Annotated in this window: 26 protein-coding genes and 1 pseudogene; 16 read left to right on the top strand and 11 right to left on the bottom strand. The window is 70.9% G+C overall.

Going from position 1 to position 26,328, the window contains the following annotated elements; all coding sequences use genetic code 11:
* Positions 1–13: 13 nt before the first annotated feature.
* Positions 14–1,777, top strand: a complete 1,764-nt coding sequence (gene aspS, locus AS857_RS34595; protein WP_058047428.1) for an aspartate--tRNA ligase — start codon at positions 14–16, stop codon at positions 1,775–1,777.
* An 81-nt stretch (positions 1,778–1,858) separates the two neighbouring features.
* Here the strand turns inward: aspS and AS857_RS34600 are convergent, their stop codons facing one another.
* From AS857_RS34600 to AS857_RS34615, 4 genes are all read right to left on the bottom strand, one after another.
* Complete coding sequence (locus AS857_RS34600; protein ID WP_058047429.1) at positions 1,859–2,395, bottom strand: DinB family protein; 537 nt, start codon at positions 2,393–2,395, stop codon at positions 1,859–1,861.
* A gap of 10 nt (positions 2,396–2,405) precedes the next feature.
* Positions 2,406–2,783 carry a hypothetical protein gene (locus AS857_RS40175; protein ID WP_058047430.1) on the bottom strand — a complete coding sequence of 126 codons (378 nt, stop codon included), beginning with the start codon at positions 2,781–2,783 and terminating at the stop codon, positions 2,406–2,408.
* A 154-nt stretch (positions 2,784–2,937) separates the two neighbouring features.
* Positions 2,938–4,659, bottom strand: a complete 1,722-nt coding sequence (gene metG / locus AS857_RS34610) for a methionine--tRNA ligase (RefSeq protein WP_058047431.1) — start codon at positions 4,657–4,659, stop codon at positions 2,938–2,940.
* An 80-nt stretch (positions 4,660–4,739) separates the two neighbouring features.
* Complete coding sequence (locus AS857_RS34615; protein WP_058047432.1) at positions 4,740–4,985, bottom strand: DUF7848 domain-containing protein; 246 nt, start codon at positions 4,983–4,985, stop codon at positions 4,740–4,742.
* Positions 4,986–5,102: 117 nt separating this feature from the next.
* Here AS857_RS34615 and AS857_RS34620 point away from each other — a divergent pair, with 117 nt between their 5' ends.
* From AS857_RS34620 to AS857_RS34645, 6 genes are all read left to right on the top strand, one after another.
* The gene (locus tag AS857_RS34620) at positions 5,103–5,912 is read left to right on the top strand and encodes a helix-turn-helix domain-containing protein (RefSeq protein ID WP_058047433.1); all 810 of its coding nucleotides are present in this window, start codon (positions 5,103–5,105) and stop codon (positions 5,910–5,912) included.
* Positions 5,913–5,923: 11 nt separating this feature from the next.
* Positions 5,924–6,091 carry a DUF397 domain-containing protein gene (locus AS857_RS34625; protein WP_063278458.1) on the top strand — a complete coding sequence of 56 codons (168 nt, stop codon included), beginning with the start codon at positions 5,924–5,926 and terminating at the stop codon, positions 6,089–6,091.
* A gap of 91 nt (positions 6,092–6,182) precedes the next feature.
* A complete protein-coding gene (locus AS857_RS34630; RefSeq protein WP_058047435.1) occupies positions 6,183–6,923 on the top strand; it encodes an ArsR/SmtB family transcription factor in 741 nt (246 codons plus the stop codon).
* A 96-nt stretch (positions 6,924–7,019) separates the two neighbouring features.
* Positions 7,020–7,439 (top strand): peptidase inhibitor family I36 protein, encoded by a 420-nt coding sequence (locus tag AS857_RS34635; protein WP_058047436.1) that lies wholly within the window; start codon positions 7,020–7,022, stop codon positions 7,437–7,439.
* 106 nt (positions 7,440–7,545) lie between these two features.
* Positions 7,546–8,517 carry a hypothetical protein gene (locus AS857_RS34640; protein WP_063804437.1) on the top strand — a complete coding sequence of 324 codons (972 nt, stop codon included), beginning with the start codon at positions 7,546–7,548 and terminating at the stop codon, positions 8,515–8,517.
* 53 nt (positions 8,518–8,570) lie between these two features.
* Positions 8,571–9,806 carry an RICIN domain-containing protein gene (locus tag AS857_RS34645; RefSeq protein ID WP_058047438.1) on the top strand — a complete coding sequence of 412 codons (1,236 nt, stop codon included), beginning with the start codon at positions 8,571–8,573 and terminating at the stop codon, positions 9,804–9,806.
* A gap of 116 nt (positions 9,807–9,922) precedes the next feature.
* Here AS857_RS34645 and AS857_RS34650 read toward each other — a convergent pair whose 3' ends face one another.
* Entirely contained in the window at positions 9,923–10,105 is a 183-nt protein-coding gene (locus AS857_RS34650) for a hypothetical protein (RefSeq protein WP_058047439.1), read from the bottom strand.
* Positions 10,106–10,348: 243 nt separating this feature from the next.
* Between AS857_RS34650 and AS857_RS34655 the strand changes: the two genes are divergently transcribed.
* Positions 10,349–11,002 carry a response regulator transcription factor gene (locus AS857_RS34655; RefSeq protein ID WP_058047567.1) on the top strand — a complete coding sequence of 218 codons (654 nt, stop codon included), beginning with the start codon at positions 10,349–10,351 and terminating at the stop codon, positions 11,000–11,002.
* A 5-nt stretch (positions 11,003–11,007) separates the two neighbouring features.
* Positions 11,008–12,012 carry a sensor histidine kinase gene (locus AS857_RS34660; protein WP_245700772.1) on the top strand — a complete coding sequence of 335 codons (1,005 nt, stop codon included), beginning with the start codon at positions 11,008–11,010 and terminating at the stop codon, positions 12,010–12,012.
* Between the two features lie 94 nt (positions 12,013–12,106).
* On the opposite strand, the gene AS857_RS42015 is transcribed toward AS857_RS34660, so the two are convergent.
* Together AS857_RS42015 and AS857_RS34670 are read right to left on the bottom strand one after the other, a co-directional pair.
* Positions 12,107–13,813 (bottom strand): vWA domain-containing protein, encoded by a 1,707-nt coding sequence (locus AS857_RS42015; RefSeq protein WP_079110927.1) that lies wholly within the window; start codon positions 13,811–13,813, stop codon positions 12,107–12,109.
* Positions 13,814–14,067: 254 nt separating this feature from the next.
* Positions 14,068–14,673, bottom strand: coding sequence for a GNAT family N-acetyltransferase (locus AS857_RS34670; RefSeq protein ID WP_058047441.1), 606 nt, complete (start codon positions 14,671–14,673; stop codon positions 14,068–14,070).
* 215 nt (positions 14,674–14,888) lie between these two features.
* Here AS857_RS34670 and AS857_RS34675 point away from each other — a divergent pair, with 215 nt between their 5' ends.
* Positions 14,889–16,070, top strand: a complete 1,182-nt coding sequence (locus tag AS857_RS34675; protein ID WP_058047442.1) for an alpha/beta hydrolase — start codon at positions 14,889–14,891, stop codon at positions 16,068–16,070.
* On the opposite strand, the gene AS857_RS34680 is transcribed toward AS857_RS34675, so the two are convergent.
* Entirely contained in the window at positions 16,067–17,254 is a 1,188-nt protein-coding gene (locus AS857_RS34680) for an alpha/beta hydrolase (RefSeq protein ID WP_079110928.1), read from the bottom strand. The genes AS857_RS34675 and AS857_RS34680 overlap by 4 nt on opposite strands.
* Positions 17,255–17,491: 237 nt before the next feature.
* Here AS857_RS34680 and AS857_RS34685 point away from each other — a divergent pair, with 237 nt between their 5' ends.
* Positions 17,492–18,148 (top strand): ScbR family autoregulator-binding transcription factor, encoded by a 657-nt coding sequence (locus AS857_RS34685; protein ID WP_058047443.1) that lies wholly within the window; start codon positions 17,492–17,494, stop codon positions 18,146–18,148.
* Between the two features lie 302 nt (positions 18,149–18,450).
* Here AS857_RS34685 and AS857_RS34690 read toward each other — a convergent pair whose 3' ends face one another.
* Positions 18,451–19,053, bottom strand: a complete 603-nt coding sequence (locus AS857_RS34690; RefSeq protein WP_058047444.1) for a TetR/AcrR family transcriptional regulator — start codon at positions 19,051–19,053, stop codon at positions 18,451–18,453.
* A 451-nt stretch (positions 19,054–19,504) separates the two neighbouring features.
* On the opposite strand from AS857_RS34690, the gene AS857_RS34695 reads away from it, so the two are divergent.
* The 3 genes and pseudogenes from AS857_RS34695 to AS857_RS34705 form a co-directional block, all read left to right on the top strand.
* A complete protein-coding gene (locus tag AS857_RS34695) occupies positions 19,505–20,221 on the top strand; it encodes a DsbA family oxidoreductase (RefSeq protein ID WP_058047445.1) in 717 nt (238 codons plus the stop codon).
* Between the two features lie 192 nt (positions 20,222–20,413).
* Entirely contained in the window at positions 20,414–20,896 is a 483-nt protein-coding gene (locus AS857_RS34700; protein ID WP_338058295.1) for a rodlin, read from the top strand.
* 202 nt (positions 20,897–21,098) lie between these two features.
* Positions 21,099–21,485: pseudogene (locus AS857_RS34705) on the top strand (rodlin); the annotation flags it as partial.
* A 307-nt stretch (positions 21,486–21,792) separates the two neighbouring features.
* Here AS857_RS34705 and AS857_RS34710 read toward each other — a convergent pair.
* The gene (locus AS857_RS34710) at positions 21,793–22,971 is read right to left on the bottom strand and encodes a 3-hydroxybenzoate 6-monooxygenase (protein WP_058047446.1); all 1,179 of its coding nucleotides are present in this window, start codon (positions 22,969–22,971) and stop codon (positions 21,793–21,795) included.
* Between the two features lie 154 nt (positions 22,972–23,125).
* Complete coding sequence (locus AS857_RS34715; protein ID WP_058047447.1) at positions 23,126–23,830, bottom strand: SDR family NAD(P)-dependent oxidoreductase; 705 nt, start codon at positions 23,828–23,830, stop codon at positions 23,126–23,128.
* A gap of 313 nt (positions 23,831–24,143) precedes the next feature.
* On the opposite strand from AS857_RS34715, the gene AS857_RS34720 reads away from it, so the two are divergent.
* Complete coding sequence (locus AS857_RS34720) at positions 24,144–24,656, top strand: SRPBCC family protein (protein WP_058047448.1); 513 nt, start codon at positions 24,144–24,146, stop codon at positions 24,654–24,656.
* Positions 24,649–26,304 carry an FAD-binding oxidoreductase gene (locus tag AS857_RS34725; RefSeq protein ID WP_058047449.1) on the top strand — a complete coding sequence of 552 codons (1,656 nt, stop codon included), beginning with the start codon at positions 24,649–24,651 and terminating at the stop codon, positions 26,302–26,304. The genes AS857_RS34720 and AS857_RS34725 overlap by 8 nt, the downstream gene beginning before the upstream one ends.
* Positions 26,305–26,328 lie beyond the last annotated feature (24 nt).

Below are 26,328 nucleotides of genomic sequence, written 5' to 3' on the forward strand. Positions count from 1 at the left end.
ACTTGGATGAACGATGCATCGGTACCGGTCCCACACCTGCGGCGAGCTCCGTGCGGCTGACGTCGACACCGACGTGCGACTGAGTGGCTGGCTGCACAATCGGCGCGACCTGGGCGGCATCCTCTTCATCGACCTGCGCGACCACCACGGCCTGGTGCAGCTCGTGGCCCGTCCCGGCACCCCCGCCAACGAGGCCCTGAGCCACCTCACCAAGGAGACGGTCGTCCGCATCGACGGCAAGGTCGTCAGCCGCGGTGCCGACAACGTCAACCCCGAGCTCCCCACCGGTGAGATCGAGGTCGAGGTCTCCGCCGTGGAGGTCCTGGGCGCCGCCGAGCCGCTGCCCTTCACGATCAACGCCGAGGACGGGGTGAACGAGGAGCGCCGCCTCGAGTACCGCTTCCTCGACCTGCGCCGCGAGCGCATGCACAGCAACATCATGCTGCGCTCGGCCGTCATCGCCTCCATCCGCGAGAAGATGACCAACCTCGGCTTCAACGAGATGGCCACCCCGATCCTGTCGGCCACCTCCCCCGAGGGCGCGCGCGACTTCCTGGTGCCGTCCCGTCTGCACGCGGGCAAGTTCTACGCCCTGCCGCAGGCCCCGCAGCAGTTCAAGCAGCTGCTGATGATCGCCGGCTTCGACCGCTACTTCCAGATCGCGCCGTGCTTCCGTGACGAGGACGCCCGCGCCGACCGCTCGCCGGGCGAGTTCTATCAGCTCGACGTGGAGATGTCCTTCGTCGAGCAGGAGGACGTCTTCCAGGTCATCGAGAAGGTCATGACCGACCTCTTCGAGGAGTTCGGCAACGGCCGCCACGTCACCTCCCCCTTCCCGCGGATCCCCTTCCGCGAGGCCATGCTCAAGTACGGCTCCGACAAGCCGGACCTGCGCGCCAAGCTGGAGCTCGTCGACGTCTCCGACGTCTTCGAGGGCTCGGAGTTCAAGGCCTTCGCCGGCAAGCACGTCCGCGCGCTGGCCGTCCCGGCCACCGGCGACCAGCCGCGCAAGTTCTTCGACGGCCTCGGCGACTACGCGGTCGAGCAGGGCGCGAAGGGTCTGGCCTGGGTCCGTGTCGGCGAGGAGAACGCCCTCACCGGCCCGATCGCCAAGTTCCTCACCGAGGAGAACGTCAAGGCCCTCGCCGAGCGCCTCGGCCTGGAGCCCGGCCACGCGATCTTCTTCGGCGCGGGCGAGTTCGACGAGGTCTCCAAGATCATGGGCGCCGTGCGCGTCGAGGCCGCCAAGCGCGCCGGCCAGTTCGAGGAGAACGTCTTCCGCTTCTGCTGGATCGTCGACTTCCCGATGTTCGAGAAGAACGAGGACACCGGCCAGATCGAGTTCTCGCACAACCCCTTCTCCATGCCGCAGGGCGGCCTGGAGGCGCTGAACACGATGGACCCGCTGGACATCCTGGCCTGGCAGTACGACATCGTCTGCAACGGCACCGAGCTGTCCTCCGGCGCCATCCGCAACCACGAGCCCGACGTCATGTACAAGGCGTTCGAGATCGCCGGTTACAGCAAGGAGGAGGTCGAGAAGGAGTTCGGCGGCATGCTGCGCGCCTTCAAGTTCGGCGCCCCGCCGCACGGCGGCATCGCCCCGGGCGTCGACCGCATCGTGATGCTCCTGGCCGACGAGCCGAACATCCGCGAGACCATCGCCTTCCCGCTCAACGGCAACGCGCAGGACCTGCTGATGGGCGCCCCGAGCGAGGTCGACGAGGCCCGCCTGAAGGAGCTCCACCTGTCGATCCGCAAGCCGGTCGTCAAGTAGTTCCTCGGTACGTCTGTACGTCCGTGAGCCCCCGCGCCGTCCTCGGCGCGGGGGCTCACGCGTGTCGTCAGCAGCCCGCCGTCAGTAGCCCGTCGCCCCGTCCGTGCGCTCGCGCAGCAGGTCCGCGTGCCCGTTGTGCCGCGCGTACTCCTCGATCATGTGAAGGAAGATCCACCGCAGGGACACCTCCCGGCCCTGCACCGCCCCCACGGCGTTGAGCGACAGGGGCGCGTAGGCGGCCCGGGCCCGCGCGATCTCCTCCTGCCACGCGCTCACGGCCCCCGCGAGACTCGCGTCCGGCGCCACGGCGAGGCCCGCGTTGGCGTCGCCCAGGTCCTCCGCGGTTCTCGCCTCGGCGCCCGCACCCGGCCCGTACAGCGGCGGCGCCGCCTCGCGCTGGAGCACTCTGCGGAACCACTGCCGCTCCACCTCGCCCATGTGCTGCACGAGGCCCAGCAGGCTCAGCGTGGAAGGCGGCGCCGCCGGCTCCCGCGCTTGCTCGTCGGTCAGGCCGTCCACCTTGCGCGCGAGGGTGGCGCGCTGGAAGTCCAGCCAACTCTCCAGTGTGGTGCGCTCATCGGCCGTCAGGGGTGGGATGGCCCGCTCTGTCGTCACCATGACGGCAGTGTCACATGAGCGCGGTCACCATGGGCAGCTTCGGGCAGCATCCCGCAGCGCTGTGCACGGCCCGCGACAGCTGCCGCCGCGTGATCGACGGCCGCCACAGCACGGAGCTCACGCCGTACGCCGCGACGGCCATCAGCTCGCTCTCCCCGAGCTCGTCCGCGACCAGCACCACCGGCGCCTCGCCCGCCCGCGTCAGCCGCCGTACGGTGGCCGCCGCGGCCGGGTCGTCGGCCCCCATGAGGACGAAGTCGACGTCCCCGTCCTCGCCCCGCCGCACCACCTGCACCTCGGGCAGTACGGCCCGCATCTCCCGGGAGAACCGGGCCCGCGCCAGCTCGTCGGTGGCGTGCACGCTGATGGTGATCGGCTTCTTGAACACTGCTCTTCCTCGTCTTCCCGGCTTCCCCCGTGCGGTGTGCTCCCAGCCTGGTCCGCCGGTCTCAACGGACGATTACCGTTCCATCAACGGGCACGCACGGAGGGCCCGGAACCTCCTCGGTTCCGGGCCCTCCGCTGCTTGTTCCACGGGGTGGCTAGGCCGCCGGCTCCTCGCCGCCGCCGAAGCGCTCGCGGTAGGCCTCCAGGTCGTCCTCGGTGATCTTCGCGAAGAGCACCGGCGGGACGCTGAACGGCGTGCCGGCCGGGATGAAGGACAGCGAGCGGGCCTCGTCCGCCGTGACCCACGTCCGCGTGTCGTCGGCGAGGTCGAACGCGAAGCGCAGGGCCGACGCCGACTGCGGGATGAACGGCTCCGAGATCACCGCGTACAGGTGGATCAGGTTCATCGCCGTGCGCAGCGTCAGCGCCGCGGCCTCCGGGTCGGTCTTGATCTCCAGCCAGGGGGCCTTCGTCTCCAGGTACGAGTTGCCCGCGCTCCACAGTGCGCGCAGGGCCTGGGCGGCCTTGCGGAACTGCATGGCCTCCATGTGCTCCTCGTACTCCTGGAGCAGCTGGGCGATCTCGCGGCCCAGGTTCGTCTCGGCCTCGCCCGCCTCGGAGCCGGCCGGGACCGTCTCGCCGAAGCGCTTCTTGGAGAAGGACAGGACGCGGTTGACGAAGTTGCCGAGGACGTCGGCCAGGTCCTTGTTCACCGTGGCCGAGAACAGCTCCCACGTGAACGACGTGTCGTCCGACTCGGGGGCGTTGGCCATCATGAAGTAGCGCCAGTAGTCGGCGGGCAGCAGCTCCAGTGCGTCGTGCGTGAAGACGCCGCGCTTCTGGGACGTGGAGAACTTGCCGCCGTAGTAGTTGAGCCAGTTGAAGGCCTTGACGTAGTCGACCTTCTTCCACGGCTCGCGCGTGCCCAGCTGGGTGGCCGGGAACATCACCGTGTGGAAGGGGACGTTGTCCTTGCCCATGAACTGGGTGTAGCGGACGTCCGTCGCCTCGTACCACCAGGACTTCCAGTCCCGGTTCTCCGGGTCCTGGCCCGCCCACTCCTTCGTCGCGCCGATGTACTCGATCGGGGCGTCGAACCAGACGTAGAAGACCTTGCCCTCGGCCGCCAGCTCCGGCCACGTGTCCGCCGGGACCGGCACGCCCCAGTCCAGGTCACGGGTGATGGCGCGGTCGTTCAGCCCCTCGGTCAGCCACTTGCGGGCGATCGAGGACGCCAGGACCGGCCAGTCCTTGCCGTGCTCGTCGATCCACGCCTCGACCTCGCCCTGCAGCTTGGACTGGAGGAGGAAGAGGTGCTTGGTCTCGCGGACCTCCAGCTCGCTGCTGCCGCTGATCGCCGAACGGGCGTCGATCAGGTCCGTCGGGTCCAGGACGCGCGTGCAGTTCTCGCACTGGTCGCCGCGGGCCTTGTCGTAGCCGCAGTGCGGGCACGTGCCCACGATGTAGCGGTCGGGGAGGAAGCGGCCGTCCGCCAGGGAGTAGACCTGGCGGATCGAGCGCTCCTCGATGAACCCGTTCTTCTGCAGCCGGCGCGCGAAGTGCTGCGTGATCTCGTGGTTCTCCGGCGAGGAGCTGCGGCCGAAGTAGTCGAAGGACAGCGCGAAGCCGTCGTAGACCGCCTTCTGCGCGTCGTGCTGCTGAGCACAGAAGTCGGCGACCGGCAGGCCGAGCTCCTTGGCGCCCAGCTCGGCCGGGGTCCCGTGCTCGTCGGTGGCACAGATGAACAGCGTCTCGCGACCGGTCTGGCGGAGGTACCGGGCGTACACGTCCGCCGGGAGCATGGACCCCACCATGTTGCCCAGGTGCTTGATCCCGTTGATATACGGAAGGGCGCTGGTGATGAGGTGTCGAGCCATTTCGGCTGCTCCCTGGTCGCGGGTGTATATGGAGGCCTTTAGCGTATCCGAGCGACCGGGTGTGACCGCGCGCCGTTTCTTCAGGCCATCCAGGCGCGCCAGGGCCGTGTGATCACCTCCCGGTAGGTGTGGTGGGAGGGGTTCCGCCCGGCGTGCCGGAAGGTCCACGTCTGGGCGTCGGCGAGGTCCTCCTGGGGGTCGGACCTCTCCTCGCAGACGGCGCACTGCATCGCGTACGTGACGGGCTCGGCGTCGGGCTCACGGTCGGGGGTGAGGGTCCAGATGCCGAAGCGGTAGACGCTCCGCGGGGGATTTTCATTACTCACGGCGTATAGATGCCCACGGGGGCGTAGCGTGACGTGTTACGAGATGGATACGGGCAGTGATGTGCGGAATCTCTGGCCAGAGGGTATGCCATCTGTGACAGGGGAGGGTCTACGGGCATGGGCGAGGTTTTTCTTCCGGTCAACCATCGGTATCTCGGAAACCAGTTCATGATGTGGCGGCAGGAGGCGGGCCTCTCGCGGGAGGAAGTGGCCGAGGCGGTCGGCTATTCCGCGGAAATGGTGAGGTCTGTGGAGCAGGGGCGCCGTGCGTGCCCGCCGCGGATGGCGGAGATCGCGGATGAGCTCTTCGGCGCGCGGGGGAAGTTGAAGGCGGGCCTCTCGTACCTGACGCGGGACAAGATCCCCAACCGCTCCCGGGACTTCATGGAGAGCGAGGCCATCGCGATTTCGTGGCGGTCCCTGGAGGGCCTGCTCATCCCGGGGCTGCTGCAGACCGAGGAGTACGCGCGCACGCTCATGAGCGGGGTCTGGCCCCCGGTGTCGCAGGAGAAGGTCGAGGAGAGGCTCTCGGTGCGCCTGGAGCGTCAGAAGCAACTGAGGAACAGGCCTACGGTGCCCTTCGGGTTCGTGGTCTTCGAGGCGGCGTTGCACGTTCCGCTGGCAGGCGCCGAGGCGCAAAAGCGGCAATTGCTGCATCTCGCGGAATCTGCGGAACTGCCGAACGTCACCTTTCAGATCCTGCCCTACGAGCGGGCTGTTCCTAGCGTGCTGAGCGGTGGGATGGTTCTTCTGGAAATGCCGGAGCTCCGTCGGGTCATCTATGTGATGGGTCAATCCCTGACTGAGCTGGTCACGGAGCCGAAGGATGTCAGCCACTTGGAGCAGAAGTACGCAAGGATTTCTGCCCAGGCCCTCGGTCCCGAGGACTCCGTGAAATTCATCGAGCGGATGGTGGACAGACTGTGAGCTACCAGTTGATGTGGTTCAAGTCCAGCTACAGCGACGAGGAAGGCGACAACTGCATCGAGATAGCCAATGGGCCGCGAGGCATACACATACGGGACTCAAAACAAAGGTCCGGCCCCCAAATCGCCGTAGGCGCCCCCGCCTGGGCGGGCTTCCTTACGTACATCGCCGCGGCGTAAACGGGCGCGCGGGGGTGCCCGAAACCGGCCAAAATACACGCCAGCCACATTTCGCCTGGTGCCCCCGCGTCCCGCTTGACACTCTGCCGCGGTGCTGCGTATTCACTTCACGGACACCGATCTGCTCAACACCCGCGTCGCCACCGCGCCGGACGCCTCGTGGGAACTGGTGCTGAGCCTGCGGCACTTACGAAGACGCGTCGTGCCGCCGCGCTACGCCGACTGGCACCGCGATGTCCTCGCACGGTTGCCGCACCCGCGGCCGCCCGAGGCGTACCACGAGGTGGCCGTCGAGCCGTACTGGGACGACATCCGGTCCAGCGTGGACGGCGACCGCGCGCTGCGGATCCGGGCCCTGCTCGACGGCGGGGTCAACGGGCTGCTCCGCAGCTACGTGCCCACCATGCGGTGGGTGCCGCCGACGCTGCACGTCCGCAGCGCCGTGGACAGGGACTATGACCTCCGCGGTCGCGGGCTGCTGCTCCAGCCGTCGTACTTCTGCCACGGCGTGGGGCACCTGCCGGAGGACCCGGACGTACCCCCGGTCCTCGTCCATCCCGCCGCTCAGCCGCAATCCGACCCCGGAGGGGACAAGGCGCTGGCCCGGCTGATGGGGGCGACGCGCGCCGGGATCCTGATCGCGGCCGGGACGGCCTGCACGTCGGGGGAGCTCGCCCGCCGCGTAGGCGTCTCCGCTCCGACGGTGAGTCATCACCTGTCGGCCCTGCGGGACGCGGGCCTGCTCAGGACCATGCCGCACGGAACGAGCGCGCTGCATGTCCGTACGCGTACGGGTTCCGCGCTCGTGAATTCGAGCTGCGAGTTTCGATGAGGTTCGAAGGCGCTGTCTTTCGTCCCGCACGGCGGACAGGATGGCGCACGAAACCGAAACGCTTCCTGCAAACGAGCGAAACAGGAGGGCTTTCGTATGAGATTCAAGCGTCTGGCCGTGGCCGGGGCGATTGCCGTCGCCACCGCGGGTTCGGGCCTTCTGGCCACCTCGCCGGCATCCGCGTCGACGGAGAGTTTCACGCAGAGCTGCTCGACCGGCTATGCGTGCCTGTTCTACCACCAGAACTACACCGGGGCGATCCACAAGCAGTCCCACAACGACGCGAACTACCGGAACGACAACTTCGTGTCGAGCAGCTCCACGCGGGGCAGCGAGGGGTCGAACGCGACGGTGCGGAACAACGCGGCGTCGGTCGACAACTGGGACTTCAACAGCGCCTTCACGGTCTACTCGCTGCCGAACTACCTGGGCGCGCACCAGCGCATCGCCCCGGGCGGGGCCGCGAACCTCAACAACCAGCTGCGGAACAACAACGAGTCGGGCCGGTTCGGCTGACCGAGCTCCCCTCGCGTACCGGTGGCCCCGCCTGTCTCCACAGGCGGGGCACCTGCGTGGGTTGCCGAGCTGCGGGTTTCGATGAGACGGACAGGAGGGCTTTCGTATGAGATTCAGACGTCCGGCCGTGGCCGGGGCGATCGCCGTCGCGGCCGTTCTGCCGGCCGTCGGCGGCTGTTCCTCGGGCTCCGGTGAGCCGAAGCGGTCCGCACCCGGCCCCGTACCGGTCGTCTCCGCCGTGCCCCGCCTCACCACGGCCGCCGGCTCCTCCCTCCCCATCGACCCCTACCTCCTCACCCATGACCAGGCCGACCGCCTCGACGCTGCACGGCGCACCCTCGTGGAACGCTGCATGCGCCGTTTCGAGGTCGCTTATCAACCGCCCGCTCCCTCCACCCCCTTCCGGCCGAAGACCCGTACCCAGTACCGCTACGGCGTCACCGATCCCGCCGACGCCGCCCGCTACGGCTTCGCGCCGCCCGGCAGCCCGCGGACCCCGCCCCCGCCGTCCGCGCCGCCGCCTTCCCTCTCCGCCGAGGCGACCGTCGTTCTCACCGGTACGGATGACCCGAAGGTCAAGCCCGGCAGCAGTGCCGCGAAGGGCGGCCGGCGGATCAATGGGCACAGGGTGCCCCCGGGCGGCTGTACGGGCGAGGCCCGTTCCGCGCTCCGCGCGGACAACGCCGAGGCCGGGGGAGACGCCCCGGTCGCCGACCGGATCAATTCCGGGAGCTTCGAGCGCTCGCAGCGCGACCCGCGCGTGGTGCGCGTCTTCGCCCAGTGGGCGTCCTGCATGAAGGAGCGCGGCTTCCCTTCGTACGACGATCCGATCAAGGCCGGGGCCGACGCGGCCTGGCGCACGCCCGAGCCGTCCGCGGAGGAGCGGGAGACGGCGGCGGCCGACGCGCGGTGCAAGGCGGAACACAACGTGGTGGGCGTCTGGTTCGCGGTCGACGCGGCGTACCAGCGGGAGGAGATCGACCGGAACGCGAAGGAGCTCGCCGCCGTCAAGGCGGAGCTCGCCGCCCGCCAGGAACTGGCCGGGGCTGCCCTGGGCACTCTCCCTCCCCAGCCCTAGGGTGGGCGGCCTGACCGCACGTTCCGACGTCCGCTCCGTACCCAGGAGGGTTCATGAGCGTCCACGCCACCACCACGTACCTGGTCAGGAACGAGAAGACCGGGCTGTACCTGACGGTCCGGGGACTCAGCAGGCACGACGCCGCCGACATCGTCCAGGAGCCGCTCCACGACTGGCCGCGGCGGGCGAGCCAGGCGTGGCGCCTGGAGCCCGGGCAGGGCGGCGAGCACGTCTACCGGCTGCAGAACCAGCACAGCGGGCGCTATCTGCAGGTGCGGTACTGCCGCAAGGACCCGGGCGCGCCGGCCGAGCAGCGGCACCTGGAGGAGAACGACCCGGCGTACCAGAGCCAGACCTGGGAGATCGGGAACGGCAGCGACTGCAGGATCGTCAACGTCCACAGCAGGCTGGGGCTGAACGTCCGCGGCCACTCGGCGGCCGCCGGTGCCGTCGTCGAGCAGCAGGCGGCGGGGGACGAGGAGAACAGGGTCTGGCGCTTCGAGGCCGTGGAGCCGCGCGGGGAGGCGAAGCTCTTCCACGCGCTGGCGGGGACGGTCGTGGAGCCGAGTTCACTCGGGATCCTGGCGACGCTCACCAATGCGCTCAAGGCCTCGCTGGAGGCGTCCGGCGGGATCTTCGGCACGGTCTCGAAGTGGGTGCCGGGGAGCACCACGCCGTACATCGTCTTCGACGGCTTCCGCGGCGACGAGGTCGTCCGCTTCTCGCAGCGGAACCGGGTGGAGGCCGGGCCGCGGAAGATCAGGGAGCAGTTCCCGCACCTGCCGAAGGAGTTCCACGGCGGCTTCGACTTCGTGACACGGGCGCCGGGGTGGAGCGAGCACCGGTACGTGGGCGTCAAGGGCGACCTGGCCGTCGAGTTCTCGGACCGGAGCAGCGGCGAGAGCCTGCGCAGCACCGACTTCCATTACCCGCGCGAGCAGCTGGAACCGGTGATCGGCGGGGCGGTGAAGGCGGCGGTGCAGGGGACGCCGGACGGGCGGTACCACCTGGTGTTCGGGGAGAAGGGCGCGGCGGCGCTGATCGACGTGCCGCGGGGGCCGGCGGCCGGGAAGCGGGGTGCGGACCGGCGCGACGTGCGGCCGGTGCGGCTGGACCACCTGCCCGAGCCGTGCAGGCCCGATGCCATCGCTTCGGCGGCCGTGGGCGACGAGATGCACTTCTTCGCGGTCAAGGGCGATCAGTACCTCGTCTTCACCTTCCGCGAGGTGATCCACGGGCCGGGGAAGATCCTCGACGCGTATCCGTTCCTGCTGGGGCTGTGGGGCTGAGCGAACGGCCTTGCCCGGGGCGTTGTGACCGGGTGGCGGGGGCTGCCCCTCCCGCCACCCGGTTCCCCTCCCTCTTGAAGGAAGTCACCAAGGGGGTCTCAGTGGAAAAGGGGGTCTCAGTGGAAGTAGACGACGTCGACCTGGCCGTCCGCCCGGTAGGAGAAGCCGGCTTCGCCGCTGCCTTCTCCGGGCGGGAGGGTGACGAAGTCGACGGCGTCCTGCAGGGAGGCGAACGTGCCCGCGTGGGACGTCTTCACCTCGCCTTCCTCGCTGGGGACGGCTTCGCCGGGAACGGCCATGTGGGAGCTCCTGTATTCCTGTGCCGATGCGCTGTATCCGAAGAGTGATCCTGCGATTACCAACCGTAGTTGTTCGATCGGCGGACCGTAACCGCGCTCCAGGGGCGCGCGGAGGCATCCCCAGGGGCGCGAACGGCGCGTTCATGTCACCGCTATCCGATCAATGGAGAGGTTTGCGAAACATGTCCTCCTGTACACCGCATCCTGGGAGGGGATGCGTTGTCGAAGGAGACGGACGAGGACATGCGGGTACTGGTCGCCGAGGACGAAGAGATACTGGCCGAGCTGATCGCCACGGGCCTGCGCCGGGCCGGATTCGCCGTGGACACCGTCTACAGCGGTGACGCCGCCATCGCCTACCTCTCCCTCCACGACTACGACGTCGTGGTCCTCGACCGCGACCTGCCCCGCGTCCACGGCGACGACGTCGCCCGGCACCTCGTCGCGAACGGCTCCCGCACCCGCATCCTGATGCTCACCGCCGCCGGCTCGATGGAGGACCGGGTGGCCGGGCTGGACCTGGGCGCCGACGACTACCTGCCCAAGCCGTTCGAATTCCCCGAGCTGATCTCGCGGGTGCGCGCCCTGCGGCGGCGCAGCGCCCGGCCGGCGCCGCCGCTCCTGGAGAAGGCCGGGCTGCGGCTCGACACGGTGCGCCGGACGGCCGACCGCGACGGCCGGGGCCTCGACCTCTCGCCCAAGGAGTTCGCCATCCTGCAGCTGCTGCTGGAGGCGGACGGGGCGGTCGTCAGCGCGGAGGAGCTGCTGGAGCGCGCGTGGGACGCCCACGCGGACCCCTTCACGGGCGCGGTGCGCGTGGCGATGAGCAAACTGCGCGGCAAGCTCGGGGAGCCGGCCCTGATCCGCACGGTGCAGGGCGTGGGGTACACGCTGTGAAACCGGTGAGGCGGCCGTTCCTCACGGCCCGTACGCGCATCGCCGTCGCCTTCGGCGGCATCTTCCTCGTGCTCGGCGGGGCCCTCCTGCTCACGGTGAACCTGCTCTCGCGCGCCGGCACCCGGGAGCGGGCGACGACCATCGCGCGGAACGCGGTGCCGGTCGAGCTCGTCCGGCCCGGGGAGACGGTGAACACGTGGACGGCGTACCGGATCTCCGGCGACGTCAGCGCCGCCGCCTCCCAGCAGATGGTCATGTGGTCGGCCGCGGCCCTGCTCGTGACGGCGCTGCTGGCGGTCGGCGTGGGGTGGTGGACGGCGGGCCGCTGCCTGCGCCCCGTCCAGGGCGCCTTCGAGAGCCAGCGGCGCTTCATCTCCAACGCCTCGCACGAGCTGCGCACACCGCTGGCCGTCCAGCGCACGGCGATCCAGGTGGGGCTGGACGGGGACCCGTCCCCGGACGAACTGGCCCACGTACGGACCACGCTCCTGGAGGCCAACCGCCGCTCCGAACGCCTCATCGACGGCCTGCTGCTGCTCGCCCGCAGCGACCGCGGCCTGGAGCGCCGCGACCCGCTCGACCTGGCCGAGATCGTCGCGGAAGAGGCCGGCGCCGTCGCGGGCCGCGCGGAGCGGGCCGGGGTGCGGCTGTCCGTGCACAGCGAGCGGGCGCCGCTGCGGGGGAACCGAGTGCTGCTGGGGCAGCTGGCCGGGAACCTGCTGCGGAACGCGGTGGAGTACAACCACCGCGGCGGTGACGTGGACGTGCTGGTCGAGCCGGGCCGGCTGGTGGTGCGCAACTCGGGGCCGGTCGTGGCCGCGGCGGACATCCCGGCCCTCTTCGAGCCGTTCCGGCGGGGGCGCGGCAAGGAACGGCTCTCCGGCGGCACGGGCCTGGGCCTGTCCATCGTCCAGTCGATCGCCCGCGCGCACGGGGGGCGGGCCCGGGCCGTGCCGAACCGGGGCGGGGGGCTGCGCGTGACCGTGGAAATACCGGAGCCGGGGCGGTGAGCGGGGGCTGGCCTGGCATGCGGAGGCCCGGGGCGGCGTTCCGCCCCGGGCCTCCGTACTGCTCACTGCTCACTTCTCGCTGCTCACTGCAACGTCAGTCCTTGACGATGCCCGCCGCCCGGGCCTCCTTCAGCCAGTCCGGGAACTCCACCATCAGCTCCGCGTAGAGCTGGGCGGCCGTCAGCGACTTCGGGTCGCGGCCCGCGTGGAAGAAGCCCGCGTTGTCGACGACGCGCTTCTCCGGCACGGGGAGGTCGTCCAGCTTGCGGAGGAAGTCGAAGCCCTTGCCCTCCGGGTCGCCGAAGGCGACGAACTGCCAGAAGATCGGCAGGTTCGCGCTCTCGCAGAGGGCGCGTTCCGCGGCCGGCTTGCTGTACGGGCCGCCGTCCGTCTGGAAGATGACGAACGCGGGGGCGGTCGAGCCGGAGTTCTTGTAGTGCTCGATCACCGCCTCCATCGCCCAGTGGTAGTTGGTGCGGCCCATGTGGCCCATGGAGGAGTGCAGTTCCCCGATGCGGCCCTCGTAGTTGCCGAGGTCGATCTCGGCCACGCCGTCGACGTCCGTCGAGAAGAAGACGACCGGGACCGTACCGTCGTCGTCCAGGTTGGCGGACAGGCCGAGGGCCTGCTCGGCGAGGTGCTGCACCGTGCCGTTCCTGTAGAACTCGCGCATCGAGCCGGAGCGGTCGAGAACGAGGTAGACGGCTGCGCGCTGCCCGGTCAGGCCCTGCTTCTCCAGGGAGACGCCGGCGGCCTTGTAGAGGCTCACCAGTCCGGGGGCGGACTTCTCCACCTTCGTGAGGCTGATGGCGGGGCTCTGCGCGGGGGTGTTCTGGGCGGGGGTGCCCTGGGCGGGCACGGTCTGCGGGGGAACGGCCTGTGCCGGGGCGGTCTGCGCAGGGACGGTCGGTGCGGAGACGGCCGGTGCGGAGACGGCCTGTCCGGAGACGGTTTCCGCCGGGGCTTCGTCGCGCGGCGGGAAGGCCGGGGCGGGCTCCGGCACCGGGCCCGGCGCGGGCTCCGGCTTGCGGACCGGGTCCGGGCCGGGGGCCGGCTCGGGCACCGGCTCGGGGTCGACCGGCGGGACGGGCTCCGGCTCGGGGATGGGCTTGGGCGTGGGCACCGGCGTGGGCTGCGGCTCGGGCTCCGGGCTCGGCTCCGGCGGGATCGGTCCCGGGCCCGGGCGCGGGCCGGGGGTGGGCCCGGGCCGCGGCGGCACGTGCGGCTCCAGCGGGCCGGGGTCGGGGATCGTGCCACCGTCCGGCTCACCGACCGGCTCGACGATCCGGCCTCCGCCGCCCTGCTGCGGGGGTACGGGTGCGCGGAAGGGCTCGGCGGCCGCCGGTTCGGCGACCGGGTCGCCGGCCGGGTCGGTGGTGCGGGCCGCGTCGTCGGCCTGCTGCGGGGGTACGGGTGCGCGGAGGGGCTCGGCGGCCGCCGGTTCGGCGGCAGGGTCGCCGGCCGGCTCGGCGGCCCTCGGCTCGGTGACCTTCGGCTCGGTGGCGGCCGCCGGCTCGGGGGCCGTTGCGGACGCCGCCGCGGGGACCGTCTCCTCCGCGGGGGCGGTCTTCTCCGCGGAGACCCGCGGGCGGGCCACGACCGGATCGGGGCGGGATTCCGTAAGAGAGGGGTCACGGGACTCCGTGCGCGCCTCGCCGGAGGCGGCCCGTGGCTCGGGCTCCTGCGAGGGCGCGGGCACGGAAGGCGGCGCGCTCTGCTGGGGCAGGCTCGCGTCGTCTCGCTCGGCCGTCGCTGTCCTGGACCGGCCGAACGCGTTCCGCAGCAGACTCCGAATGCCCATGTGGAGTAGTCCTTCACGTGTCTCGGGAGCTATGAAATGTCCGTGTTGCGGGTATACGTCCCCCGGGGGGACGGTGACGTAAGGCTAGCCGCCCCCCTATTCCCCGCATGCTCAGACCCTCGCGAGGCACTCCCGGCCGCCCCACGCACGGGGGACGGGCCCTACGCCCACTTGGGGCCACGGGAGTTCACACCACGTCAGGAGCGGGTGCCGCGGACAGCGTTTTCACGCCACTCGGAGCGTGAACCTCCGGGTCAGCGGCGCAGTGGCCGGACGAAGACCTCCAGGGCGTCCCCCACGTCCCCCGCGGCGGGCGGGCGCACGTGCCCCGCCGGCTGCCACTCCCACGCGCGGCGGGCGGCTTCCGCCTCCGGGGCGTGCGCGTCCGAGGGGGCCATGACCAGGGCCGCGAGCGCCGCGCCGCTGCCGGACAGCAGCCGGTCGTGCAGCCGCCGGCCGATGCCCTGGCGGCGGTGGCGGGGCGCGACCACGAGCTCGGCGACGGCGAAGACCCGGCCCGCGGCCGTCAGCTCCTCCAGCTCGTCGGGCACGGGTCCGACGAAGCCCTGCCACCGGGCGCTGTCGCGCGCGAGCGGATAGCCGTACGCGCAGCCCACCGGGCCGCCGGCGTCCGCGACCACCAGGTCGAAGCCCGGCCGCGCGGAGTGCTCGGCGAGCCGCTCGCGGAAGCGGTCGCGGCTGTGGAAGGGCTCCACGCGCGGCTCCCTCCCGGGCCCCTCGTGCGGCCCGCCGTGGCCGACATGTGGTCGGGCGTAGGCCGTGACGTGCAGATCCGCGAGAGCGTCGCGGTACTGGTCGGCCTGCCAGCGGCTCAGCCTGCGAAGGAAGACGTCACCCATGCGCCCTTCTTGCCCAGCGGAACCCGTACCCACCCGCCGATGCGCACGGTTTCCGGGGCGATAACGGCAGGGGGCGGACAGGCCACGGGCAGGACAAGAGCAGGGTAAGAAATCGGTCCAGGGCAACCCTGTCCGCCCATTCCGGCCTCTTCATCGGTGAATATCGCTTTACCGAACACGAGTACCCAGTACAGGGGCAGGGGGTTGAGAGACGCATGGGCCTGACCAGCAGGTCGCTCTTGTACACGGTGGTGTTCGTCGCCGTGGTGTGTGTGGGTCTCACCCTCTGGCTCTGGCCGCGGCTTTCCGGGCGCGGTGTGCTGCCCCTGCTCGGGCGGCTCGGCGCGATCCTGGTCACGCAGCTGACGATCATGTCCTCGGTGCTGCTCGCGGTGAACGCCGAGAACAGCTTCTACGGCTCGTGGGGCGAGCTGATCGGCAAGTACGACCGGGCGCCGGGGCAGGTCACCCAGGGCATCGAGAGCGGCGGCCCGAACGCCGCGGCGGTCGACGCGGGCAAGGGCGGGCTCGTGCAGCACACCGGCACGGAGGGGATCGACAAGACCGACATCCCGCAGGGGCCGAAGGACAAGGTCGGCGCGGTGGAGTCGGTGCGGCTCGTCGCCCGCCGCGCGGGGGTCGTGGAGCCGGCGTTCGTCTACCTGCCGCCGCAGTACTTCCAGGAGCAGTACAAGCGGCAGCGCTTCCCTGTGATCATCGCCATCAGCGGCTACCCCGGCGGCATCACGAACCTCTCCCACTTCCTGCGGGTGCCGAAGACGGCGAGCGAGCTGATCACCCAGCGCCGGATGCAGCCGACCGTGATCGTGATGGTCCGGCCGACGATAGCCCCGCCGCGCGACACCGAGTGCGTGGACGTCCCCGGCGGCCCGCAGGCGGAGACCTACTTCACCAAGGACCTGCCCGAGACCCTGAAGAGCGCCTACCGCGTCGGCCACGAAGCCAGCGCGTGGGGCGTCATGGGGTACTCCTCGGGCGGCACGTGCGCGCTGGAACTCGCCATGCGGCAGCCCGGAACGTATCCGGTGGCTGGCGCCCTCTCCGCCGACTACAAGATCAAGAATGATCTGACCACGGGAAACCTCTTCGGTGACGGCGAGGAGGGCGAGAAGAACAAGCGCGAGCACGATCTGATCTGGCGGCTGAACAACCTTCCGGTCCCGCGCGTCTCGGTGCTCGTCACCAGCAGCAAGGAAGGCGAGAAGAACTACAAGGAGACGGAGAAGTTCCTCAAGGCCGTCAAGGAGCCGATGACGGCGGCGAAGATCATTCTTCCGTCGGGGAGCCACAACTTCACCACGTGGCGGCGCGAGGTCGGGCCGACGCTGGAGTGGATGGGCAAGCAGATGACGTTCCCGCAGGACGTGAACAACTAGGGCGGTGTCCCCTCGGCCGTCCGGTCGGTCGTCCGGTTGGCCGTGTCTTCGGCCGTACGGTCAGCGGCCGTGCCTTCGGTCCTCCGGTCGGTCGTCCGGCCGGCCAGGCGATCGGACGGTGCCGACTGCTCCGGCCCGCTCAGCTCCTCGCTCAGCCAGGAGAACGCGGCCGGATACATGGAGATCCAGGTGTGGTAGTTGTGCCCGCCGGACGGGGCCACCATCGTCCGCAGCCGCACGCCGCTGCCGAGCGCCGCCTGCCGGAACTGCTCGATGAGCGAGGGCGGGCTGGCGCGGTCCTGCCGCGACGTCGCCAGGAACAGCCCCACGCCGGCGTCGTCGGTGTGCGACACCAGCCACATCGGGCTGTTGCGCTCGCGCAGCCCGGGATCCGGCAGCGCGCCCTGCGCACCCGTGAGCGGATCGGGGTCCAGGGCCGCGCCCGCCCCGAAGACCTTCGGGTACTGCAGGGGCAGCTTCGCCGCGCAGTAGCCGCCGGTCGAGATGCCCAGCAGGCCCCATGAGCGGGGGTCCTTCGCGGTCCGGAAGTGATGCCGGATCAGGTCCGGCACGTCCCGGGAGAGCCAGGTGGCGACCTTGTGCCCGGGGACGTCGGAACAGTCCGTGTCCAGCCCGCCGGGATCGATGACCGGCACGGCCAGGATGAACGGGCGGCTCGCCCCCGCCTGCAGCAGCTTCGCGTAGTCCCCCGGCATGTGGCCCTGCTCCAGCCACGACTGCGGGGAGCCGGGCACGCCGTGCAGCAGCATCACCACCGGAAAGGAGGACCGGCGGAAGCGCGGGTCGTCGTACTGCGGGGGTGTCCACACCATCACCTGGCCCGACAGCGCCGAGTGCGGCCCCCGGACGTACGTCTGCCGCATCCCCGCGTCGCCGCGCAGGAAACGGGCGCGCTCGGGAGGCGGGCCCGGCATCGCCACGGGGCCGCCGCCGGTGCGCCCCAGCAGGTCGTCCCAGGAGGCGTAGAGGCCGTAGCTGGTGTTGATCCAGGCGGCGACGACGCAGATGGCGGTGGCCTGGCAGAGCCCGATCAGGGCGACGCGCGACGCCCAGCGGACGGGGGCCGGGCCGGGGATGCGCGCCCAGAGCAGGAGCGTGGCCAGCACGGTGCAGACCGTCGCCGCGGCCAGCGCGGCGAAGAAGGCGGTTCCGGTGAGACTCATCGCCGGCGCGCTCCCTCCGCTGGCTCGGCTCGGCTCCCTCGCTCCGTCCATAGATACACGCTGGACGGGAGGCACATGGTGGAGGCGCACGTTGGCTTGTTCGCTCTCCTCCCTTGACGCCGGTGTGCTGCATACGCTCGACGCCGCGGGCGCTCCCGGTACCGGCTGCGGCCGCTGGATGCCCAGCCCCGCACCGCGCGCAGCGGTGCGCGGGCCCCATCGACCCGGAGGCGTGCCGTGGCCAAGCAGGACCGTGCGATCAGGACTCGACAGAACATCCTGGAAGCGGCCGCGGTGGTGTTCGACGAACGGGGCTACGACGCCGCCACGATCAACGAGATCCTGGCGCGGGCGGAGGTGACCAAGGGGGCGCTGTACTTCCACTTCCCCTCGAAGGAGGACCTCGCGCACGCCGTCATCGACGCCCAGGCCGAGGCGACGTCCGCGCTCCTGGACCTACCCGGGGGCTGCCGGATGCAGCGGCTCGTCGACCTCGGCATGGTCTTCTCGCACCAGCTGCTGGTGGATCCCGTGCTGCGCGGGAGCGTACGGCTGACGATGGAGCACGGCTCGCCCGCGCTCCACCGCAGCGGGCCCTTCACGGGGTGGACCGAGCTGCACACCCGGCTCCTGGTGGAGGGCAAGGAGCGGGGGGAGGTCTTACCGGACGTCGTGCCGTGGGAGGTCGCCGAGCTGATCGTCGGGGCGTTCGGGGGGATCAACGCGCTGTCGCAGTCGCTGTCCGACCGCGCGGACCTGGAACGGCGCGCGATCGTCCTCTACGAACACCTGATGCCCTCCGTCGCCGTACCCGCGGTCCTGGCCCGCCTGGACATGGCCCCGGGCCGCGGAGCGAGGGCGCTTGCCGCGCTGGAGCCGGTGGGGGTGGCTTAGGGGGACGCTGCCCTCGCGGGGCACCCGCCCACGGCTCGCCCTCGCGGGCGGCGCGCCCGTGCGTCCTTCCTCCGCCGCAGCGGTGGCGCGCCACGGTGGTGGTGTCCGGCGGTGCCGTTCGGGCCGTGGCCGGGGGTGGCTGGGCACCGCCGGGGTGCGTCGTCGTGGTTTCGCGCCGTTGCGGCGGAGGGTTGTGCGGGCTCGGCCCGGGGACGTCGGAGTTCCGGCCGGGGGCGGCCCGGCACCGCCGGACCGGGCCGTCTCCGCTGTGCGCCGTTGCGGCGGGGGCTCGGCCCGCGGCGTTAGTTGGCGGCCGCTGCTGTTGCGTTTTCCGGGGCGGGCCGTACGGTCGCCAGCGTGTCCAGGGCCACGTCCAGGAGCGCCTCGCGGCGCTCCTCCGGTGTGCCGCCCAGGGCGTCGGGGGTGAACGCCCCGAAGTGCACCGTCATCACCGCGCTCGCCACGCGCGCGTGGCACCCGAACGCCAGGTCGCCCGCGTGCATGAGCCGCGAGATCGAGGTGACCCGGTCGCGCAGCTCCTGGCCGATCGCCAGGTCCCGCAGGGTCGCCTGGTTCTCCTGCAGGATGTGGTAGATCGGCATCGCCGATCCCAGGGCCACGCTGTAGCGCCGCAGCAGCTCCCGCTTGGTCTCCATCGTGGCCGGCTGCTCCTCGGCCCAGGCGATGAGTTCGTCGACGGGCCTGCCCAGATCCCGGGAGATCGCGCTGAGGATGTCCTCCTTCGTCTTGAAGTGGTAGTACAGTGCCGCCTTCGTGACGCCGAGCTCCTCGGCGATCTCCCGTAGCGACGTCTTCTCGTAACCACGCGAGACGAAGAGGTCCAGGGCCGTTTTCTGGATGCGCTCCCGGGTGTCGCTCCTGCGCGCCTGAGGGGTGCTGCCCATGGGTCTCTCCTGCCGTTGTCGTGAACCTGTCGCCCCCCAGCCGAACCTACTTGACGCCCGGTTAGCTGACAGCCTTCCTTCCTGCCGATCCCAACTGACCGCGCCTGCAAGCAAGTGGACGTGCCGGTCCGCCTCCGCACGCGCCAGGGGGAGTGGAGATCATGCCGCAGAAAGAGCCCCCGGCGGAGGGCGCAGCGGCCGACCGCGACACCACCGACACGCAATACGTACATTGTCGTGGTCAGGATGGTCGCGTGGTGGCCAAGTGGCCATAGAGGCGGCCGACATGGGCCGCGTCAGCATCGTTCCCCGGACACCCCGTGAGGCGTGCATCGCCACCCATTCCTTGACATACGTGCTTGACGCTCCCCGGGGCGCGTCCTACGTTCTCCCTAACTAGCCAACCGACCGGCAAGTGTGGTCGGCGGGCATCGGAGGGGGGATCCGAACGGTGAAGGCGGACATGGTCCTGGACGTGATCTGCGTCCACTCCTACATCGGCTACACGCGACTCGTCCGCGCGGCCGAGCGGATGCGCAACCGCGGCACCGACGTCACGATCACCTTCCGCCCCTACGAGATCGCCCCCGCCGCCTCCGACAGCCCGCAGCCCCTGATGCCCGTACTGGAACGCATGCTCGGCCCGTACGCCGCGACCCAGGCCGAGATCTTCACCTGGCAGGCCGCCCGCGACGGGCTGGAACTGCGCTACGACCGGGCCGTCGCCACCGGCAGCTTCCGCGCCCACCTGCTCATCGGCCGCGCCGCGGAGCAGGGCCTGGCCGAGCCCGTGGTCGAACGGCTCTTCCGCGCGCACTTCACCGACGGCCTGCACATCGCGGGCGAGGAGACGCTGCGCGAGATCGCCGAGGAGTGCGGGGTGGACCTCGGGCCGGGCGGCGCAGGCGCGTTGGCGAAGGGCTCCGAGGAAGCCGAGGAACTGCGCGGTGAGTTGCACCGGCTGCGGCGCCACGGCGTGCCGACGCCCCCGGTGTTCAGGATCGGGAACGGGCAGATCCTGCTGGGCGTACAGACGGAGGACGCGCTGTACGAGGCGATGGCGGCGGCCGAGTCGGCGGCCGGGCCGGTGGCCGAGCCGACGATGGGGCCGGCGGTGGAGCCGGCCGCCGGGTCCGCGGCGGTGCGCCCCGTCGACGCCGCCTTCTGACGGGCGCGCTCCGGTATCACGGTATTACCGCGCACCGCCCCTTTCATTTGTCGGGCAGTAATTCTTCCGGCTGTCCTACGTGCGGTGACCCCACTGGCTCGAATGAGTGAAAGCCCGGAACCTCTGTATAAGGCCGGAGTTATTCAGAACGCTTTCCCAGTGGGGGCGCTACACGATCGAAAGGCTTAGGACGTGCTCAAGAAGGTAATTGCCTCGACCGCCCTCGCGGTGTCCACGGTCGGTGCCATCTCCGGCCCCGCGATGGCCATCGGGAACGACCAGGACGTCGCCAACGGCAACGCCGCGAAGACCGGTTACGGCAACACGCACACGGGCGGCAAGGAAAGCCCGCAGATGAGCCTGATCCAGGGCACGCTGAACAAGCCCTGCCTGGGCATCGGCAAGCTGGGTCTGCAGTCCCTGCTCCTGCTCATCAACATCGGCGTCCAGGACGTGCCGATCCTCACGTCGCAGCAGCAGCAGCAGTGCACCGACAACTCCACGATCAGCGACGGGGACGACCCGCTGTCGCACATCCTGTCGGAGATCCCGATCATCTCGGGCAACGGTTCCGGCAACAAGAGCGACGGTGGCCACGGCGGTCACGGCGGCCACGGCGATCACGGCGGCCACAACGGCTTCGGCCACAACGGCTTCGGTCACGGCGGTCACTGAGCCACCGGTGCGTAAGTCCCCTGCGGCGGGTGTGCGGGCCCCGCTGCAGGGGGCTTTCCCTTTCCCGAATTCCCCCGGCTGATGGACTGATGGGCCGATGGGCCGATGGGGTGAAGGGGCGGGCCGGGTAATAACCTCACGGCAATTCGCGAGTTAGGCAGAGAGCTCCCGTAATTCGTCGAGCCAGAACGAGGAACCAAGCGTGATCAAGAAAGTAGTGGCCACGACCGCCCTCGTGGCTTCCGCGGCCGCCGTGTCGGCGACCCCCGCGATGGCCGTCGGCAACGGCCAGGACGTTGCGAACGCCAACGGCGCGGGCCAGATGTACGGAAACACCTGGACGGGCGGCTACATGAGCCCGCAGATGGGCCTGATCAACGGCTCGCTGAACAAGCCGTGCATCGGCATCGGCAAGCTCGGCGCCCAGTCGCTGCTCGCCCTGATCAACATCGGTCTCCAGGACATCCCGATCCTCTCCTCGCAGCAGCAGCAGTCCTGCACGGAGAACTCCACGATCAGCGACGGGGACGACCCGCTGTCGCACATCCTGGACGAGATCCCGATCATCTCGGGCAACGGCTCCTGGAACAGCGAGCGCCACCACGGCGGTCACCACCGCCACGAGGGTCGTCACGACGACTGGGACCGTCACGACCACGACCGTCACGACCACCACGGCTACGGCGGTCACGGCTACGGCCACCACGACGACGGCCACCACGGCTACGGTCACCACGACGACGGGCACCACGGCCACTGATCCGTCTCGCTGACCCGTCACTGACCCGTCACTGATCCGTCCAGCCCGGATCGCAGTCCCCCACGCAACGGACGCCCCCGGTTACCCCGGGGGCGTCCGTCGCGTGTGTCCGTCGCGTTCGATCCGGCCCGCGCCGTCAGCGCACGCCCGCGTGCAGCCAGCCGACCTTGTCGTACATCTCGTCCGTGGTGAGGGAGCAGAGCATCCGGTTGCGCGCGCGGGCCGCGTCCCCCGCCGGGTGGTACAGCTGCCTGCCCATCTCCCGGGCCACCAGCTGCGTGCGCGAGGTCCGCTCGCAGCGCGCCGCGTTGTACTTCTCCAGCCGCCGCCCGAGGGAGGCCTCGCCCGGCTCCGCGCCCTGCAGCAGCTCGCCGAGCAGCACCGCGTCCTCCAGCGCCATGCACGCGCCCTGCGCGGCGTACTGCAGCATGGGGTGCGCGGCGTCGCCGAGGAGCGTCACCCGGCCGTCCGTCCAGTCCGGCACCGGGTCGCGGTCGCACAGCACCCACGCCCGCCAGCCCTGGCCGAGCTGCAGCAGCCGCCGTGCGGCGTGGCCCAGCTCGGGGAACTCGGCGATCACGTCCTCGGCCGGCACCGGCAGCCCCGCCACCGGGTCGGTGGCCGCGTCGTCCCGGGTGGCCGCCAGGTTGAGGCACTTGCCGCCCGCGATGGGGTAGTGCACGAAGTGCCACTTCGGCCCGGCCCACAGGGTCACGCTGTTCCAGCGCAGCTCCTGCGGCACCTGCTCCATGGGGATCACCGAGCGGTAGATGGTGTGCCCCGACACCCGCGGTTCGCCGTCGCCGACGAGCTGGCGGCGCACGGCCGAGCGGATCCCGTCGGCACCGATCAGCACGTCGCCGCGGAAGGAGCGCCCGGTGCACGTGACGGCGGTGACGCCCGTCGCGTCCTGCTCGTAGCGCACCACGTAGTGGCCGCCGAGGAGGGTGACGGCGGGGTGGGCGCGGCAGGCGTCGAGCAGCGCCTGGTAGAGGTCGCCGCGGTGCACGACGGCGTACGGGTTGCCGAAGCGCTCCCGGTAGGCGCCGGTGAGCGGCATGCGGGTGATGCGCTCGCCCGTCGTGCCGTCCATGAACTGCAGCTCGTCGATGAGCACCGCCCGCGCGCGGACCTCGGCGCCCACGCCGAGGCGGTCGAGGGCGTGGAAGGCGTTGGGGCCGAGCTGGATGCCGGCGCCGACCTCGCCGAAGACGTCGCTGCGCTCCAGCACGGTCGCCCGGTGACCCTGGCGGGCCACGGACACGGCGGCCGCGAGACCGCCGATGCCGCCCCCGGCGATAAGGATGTTGGCCATGTCGTCTCTCGCAGTCCTCTCGGTGACGCGGGGGCTCTCGGAGCCGTCGGACGGCTGTCAGGCTGTGGTGGTCAGGCCGTGGTGGTCAGGCCGTGGTGGTCAGGTTGTGGTCAGACGGCGGTCCGACGACGGTCAGACGGCGGTCCGACGACGGTCAGACGGCGGTCTTGCGGTCCAGGACCAGGTCGTGGCCGACGACGTAGGACGCCTCGTCGGAGGCGAGCCACAGCACGGTGTCGGCGATCTCCTCCACCTTGGCGCCGCGGCCCAGCGGGCACGGGCTGATCGCATTGATCCGGATGCCCTTGCCGATGTATTCGCGGGCGGCGGTCTGGGTGAGGGTGCTCACCGCGGCCTTCGACGCGGCGTACGCGCCGAGCCCCGGCAGCATGCCCTGGCTGCCGATGTTGCTGGCCGTATTCACGATCACGCCGCCGCCGTTGCGCTCCATGTGCGCGATCTCGTGCTTCATGGAAAGCCACACGCCGGTCAGATTGGCGGCCAGGGTCTCGCCCCAGACGCTTTCGCAGATCTCCGCCACCGGCTGGTTCGGGCCGAGTTCGGTGACATTGTTGAAGGCGACGTCCAGCCGCCCGTGCCGTTCGACGACGGCGGCCACGATCGCCTCCGCGTCGGACGCCCCGCCGTCCTCGCCGTGGTGGGTCACGTCGGCAATTCCGCAACTGGCGCTGCCGCCGAGTGCCTTGATCTCCTCAACGGTGTCGTGGAGCATTTCCGGGTGCCGGCCGGCGACCACGACCTCGGCGCCCTCACGTGCGAACGCAAAGGCGGCGGCGCGGCCGATGCCCTCGCCGCCCCCGGTGACCAGGACGACTTTGCCTGTGAATCGCTTGGACATCGCGTCTCTCTCCTGTTTCTGCGACTGCCGGATCGGATGCCGGGCCGGATGCCGGGTCGGCTGCCGGTGGGGGTCGTATCAACTGCCTCCAGCATCAGGGGAGTCGGGCGCCGGGCGAATATGCGCGTGGCGCACTTCGTCAGGTGGAAAGGGCGCGGTCGGGGGCGGTGCGCGGCACCTGACGCAGTAGCGGGAAGGGTTTTGACCGGGCTCCGGAATGCGGCGAAGACTCCCACTGACCGGCCTTTCGCCGGGCCCCTTTCCCCTTCCCCTTCCCCGTTGCCCGCTGCCCCCGCCGCCCGCAGGAGAACGCATGATTACGCTTTCGTGGACCCGCAAGGTCGACGCTGCAGACACCGGAGACACCGGAGACACTGCTGCCTCTGCCGGTAACACCGGAACCCCGTGCACCACGCGCGAGCAGCTGTGGCGCGTCCTGCTGCACAAGGCGGAGAACCCCGTCGGCTACGTGCCCGCCATCAGCGAGTGCCGGGTCCTGGAGCGCTACGAGGACGGGTTCCTGCGCGAGGCCCGGCGCGGCTCGCGGCTGCTGGTCCAGCGCGTCACGCCGGACGAGGCCGCCGGGCGCATCACCTTCCGGCACGCGGACTCCTCCGACCTCGCGGTGATCACCAACCAGGTGGGCGAGGACGAGGACGGCGACCTCACCCTCACCCTCAGCATCACCCTGACCGAGGCCCCGTCGTCGGCCGTGCTGCGCGAGAACTCCTACCTCCACGAACTCGACGCCGACTTCGCCGCGACCCTCGACGCCATGACGGCGGTGCTGCGGCGCAACGCCCTGCAGGGGGCCGGCGATGCGTGAGCACGGCACCAGGGCGTACTCGCGCCGCCAGGTCGTCGCCGGTGCCGCCGCCGTGGGTGCGGCGGCGGCACTGGGCGGCCCGGCGGCGACGGCCCTGGCCGAAGGCACCGGACCCGGCACCGGCCCCGGCGCCGAGGCGGCTGCCTTCGGGCCGCTGACCGTCCGCCCCTCCGACCGGCGCTACGCCGACCTGGTCTGGGGCGCCAACCGCCGCTGGGTCGGCACGCCCGACGCCGTACGCCTCGTCGGGTCGGCCGACCACGTGCTCGCGGCCGTCCAGGAGGCCGTCGACACCGGCCGGAAGCCCGCCGTGCGCAGCGGAGGCCACTGCTACGAGAACTTCGTGACCACGGACGACGTACGGCTCGTCATCGACACGGGCTCGATGGACCGCGTCGGCTACGACGCCGGCCGACGCGCCTTCTTCATCGAACCCGGCGCCCGCCTGGGGGACGCCTACCGCGCCCTGTACCGGGGCTGGGGCGTGACCGTGCCCGGCGGCACCTGCCCCTCGGTGGGCGCGGGCGGGCACATCGTCGGCGGCGGCTACGGGGCCCTGTCCCGGCTGCACGGCCTCGTCGTGGACCACCTGTACGGGATCGAGGCGGTCGTCGTCGACGCGAACGGCACCGCCCGGAAGGTGGTCGCCACGCGGGAGGAGAACGATCCCAACCGTGAGCTGCTGTGGGCGCACACGGGCGCGGGCGGAGGCGCGCTCGGAGTGGTCACGCGGTATCTGATGCGGTCGCCGGGGGCAGGCGGGGCGGACCCGGCCGGGCTGCTGCCGCAGCCGCCGTCCGAGGTGCACGTCTCCACGGTCACCTGGCCGTGGGAGGGGATGACCGAGGCGGCGTTCACCACGATCCTGCGGAACTACGGCCGGTGGTGCGAGCGCAACAGCGCGCCCGGCTCCCCGTACGCGAGCCTGTTCAGCCAGCTGAAGCCGACGCACAAGTCCGCCGGGTCGTTCTCCATGACGACGCAGATCGACGCGTCCGTACCGAACGCGTCCGGGCTGCTGGACGCCTTCCTGGCCACCGTCTCCCAGGGCGTGGGCGTCCGCCACCGGGTGGACGACCGCCGGACGATCTCCTGGCTGCACGCCACCACGTCCTGGCCGGGCTTCACCGCGCCCGACACCACGACCCGGTTCAAGGCCAAGTCCGCGTACATGCGGAAGGGGTTCCCGGAGGACCAGCTCAAGGCGTTCTACCGGCACCTGACCCGGGACGACTTCTCCGGGCCCATGTCCGTGGTCATGATCAGCGCGTACGGGGGGCGGGTGAACGCGGTCGGCCCGGCGGAGACGGCCGTGCCGCAGCGCGACTCCGTCATGAAGCTGCACTACATCACCTTCTGGCAGAACGCGGCGGACGACGAGCGGCACCTGACCTGGATCCGCGAGTTCTACCAGGACGTCTACGCGGCGTCCGGGGGCGTGCCCAGGCCGGGGGACGTGACGGACGGCTGCTTCGTCAACTACGCGGACGCCGACCTGAACACGGCGCGGTGGAACGGATCCGGAGTGCCGTGGCACGAGCTGTACTTCAAGGGGAACTACCGCAGGCTGCAGGCGGTGAAGGCGCGGTGGGACCCGAGGGACGTGTTCCGGCACGAGCAGTCGGTGAGGCTGCCGGGACGGGGGTGAGGCCTCCCCTCGTGCGTACATGCG

It is taken from the genome of Streptomyces roseifaciens (assembly GCF_001445655.1).
Taxonomy (GTDB): domain Bacteria; phylum Actinomycetota; class Actinomycetes; order Streptomycetales; family Streptomycetaceae; genus Streptomyces; species Streptomyces aureoversilis.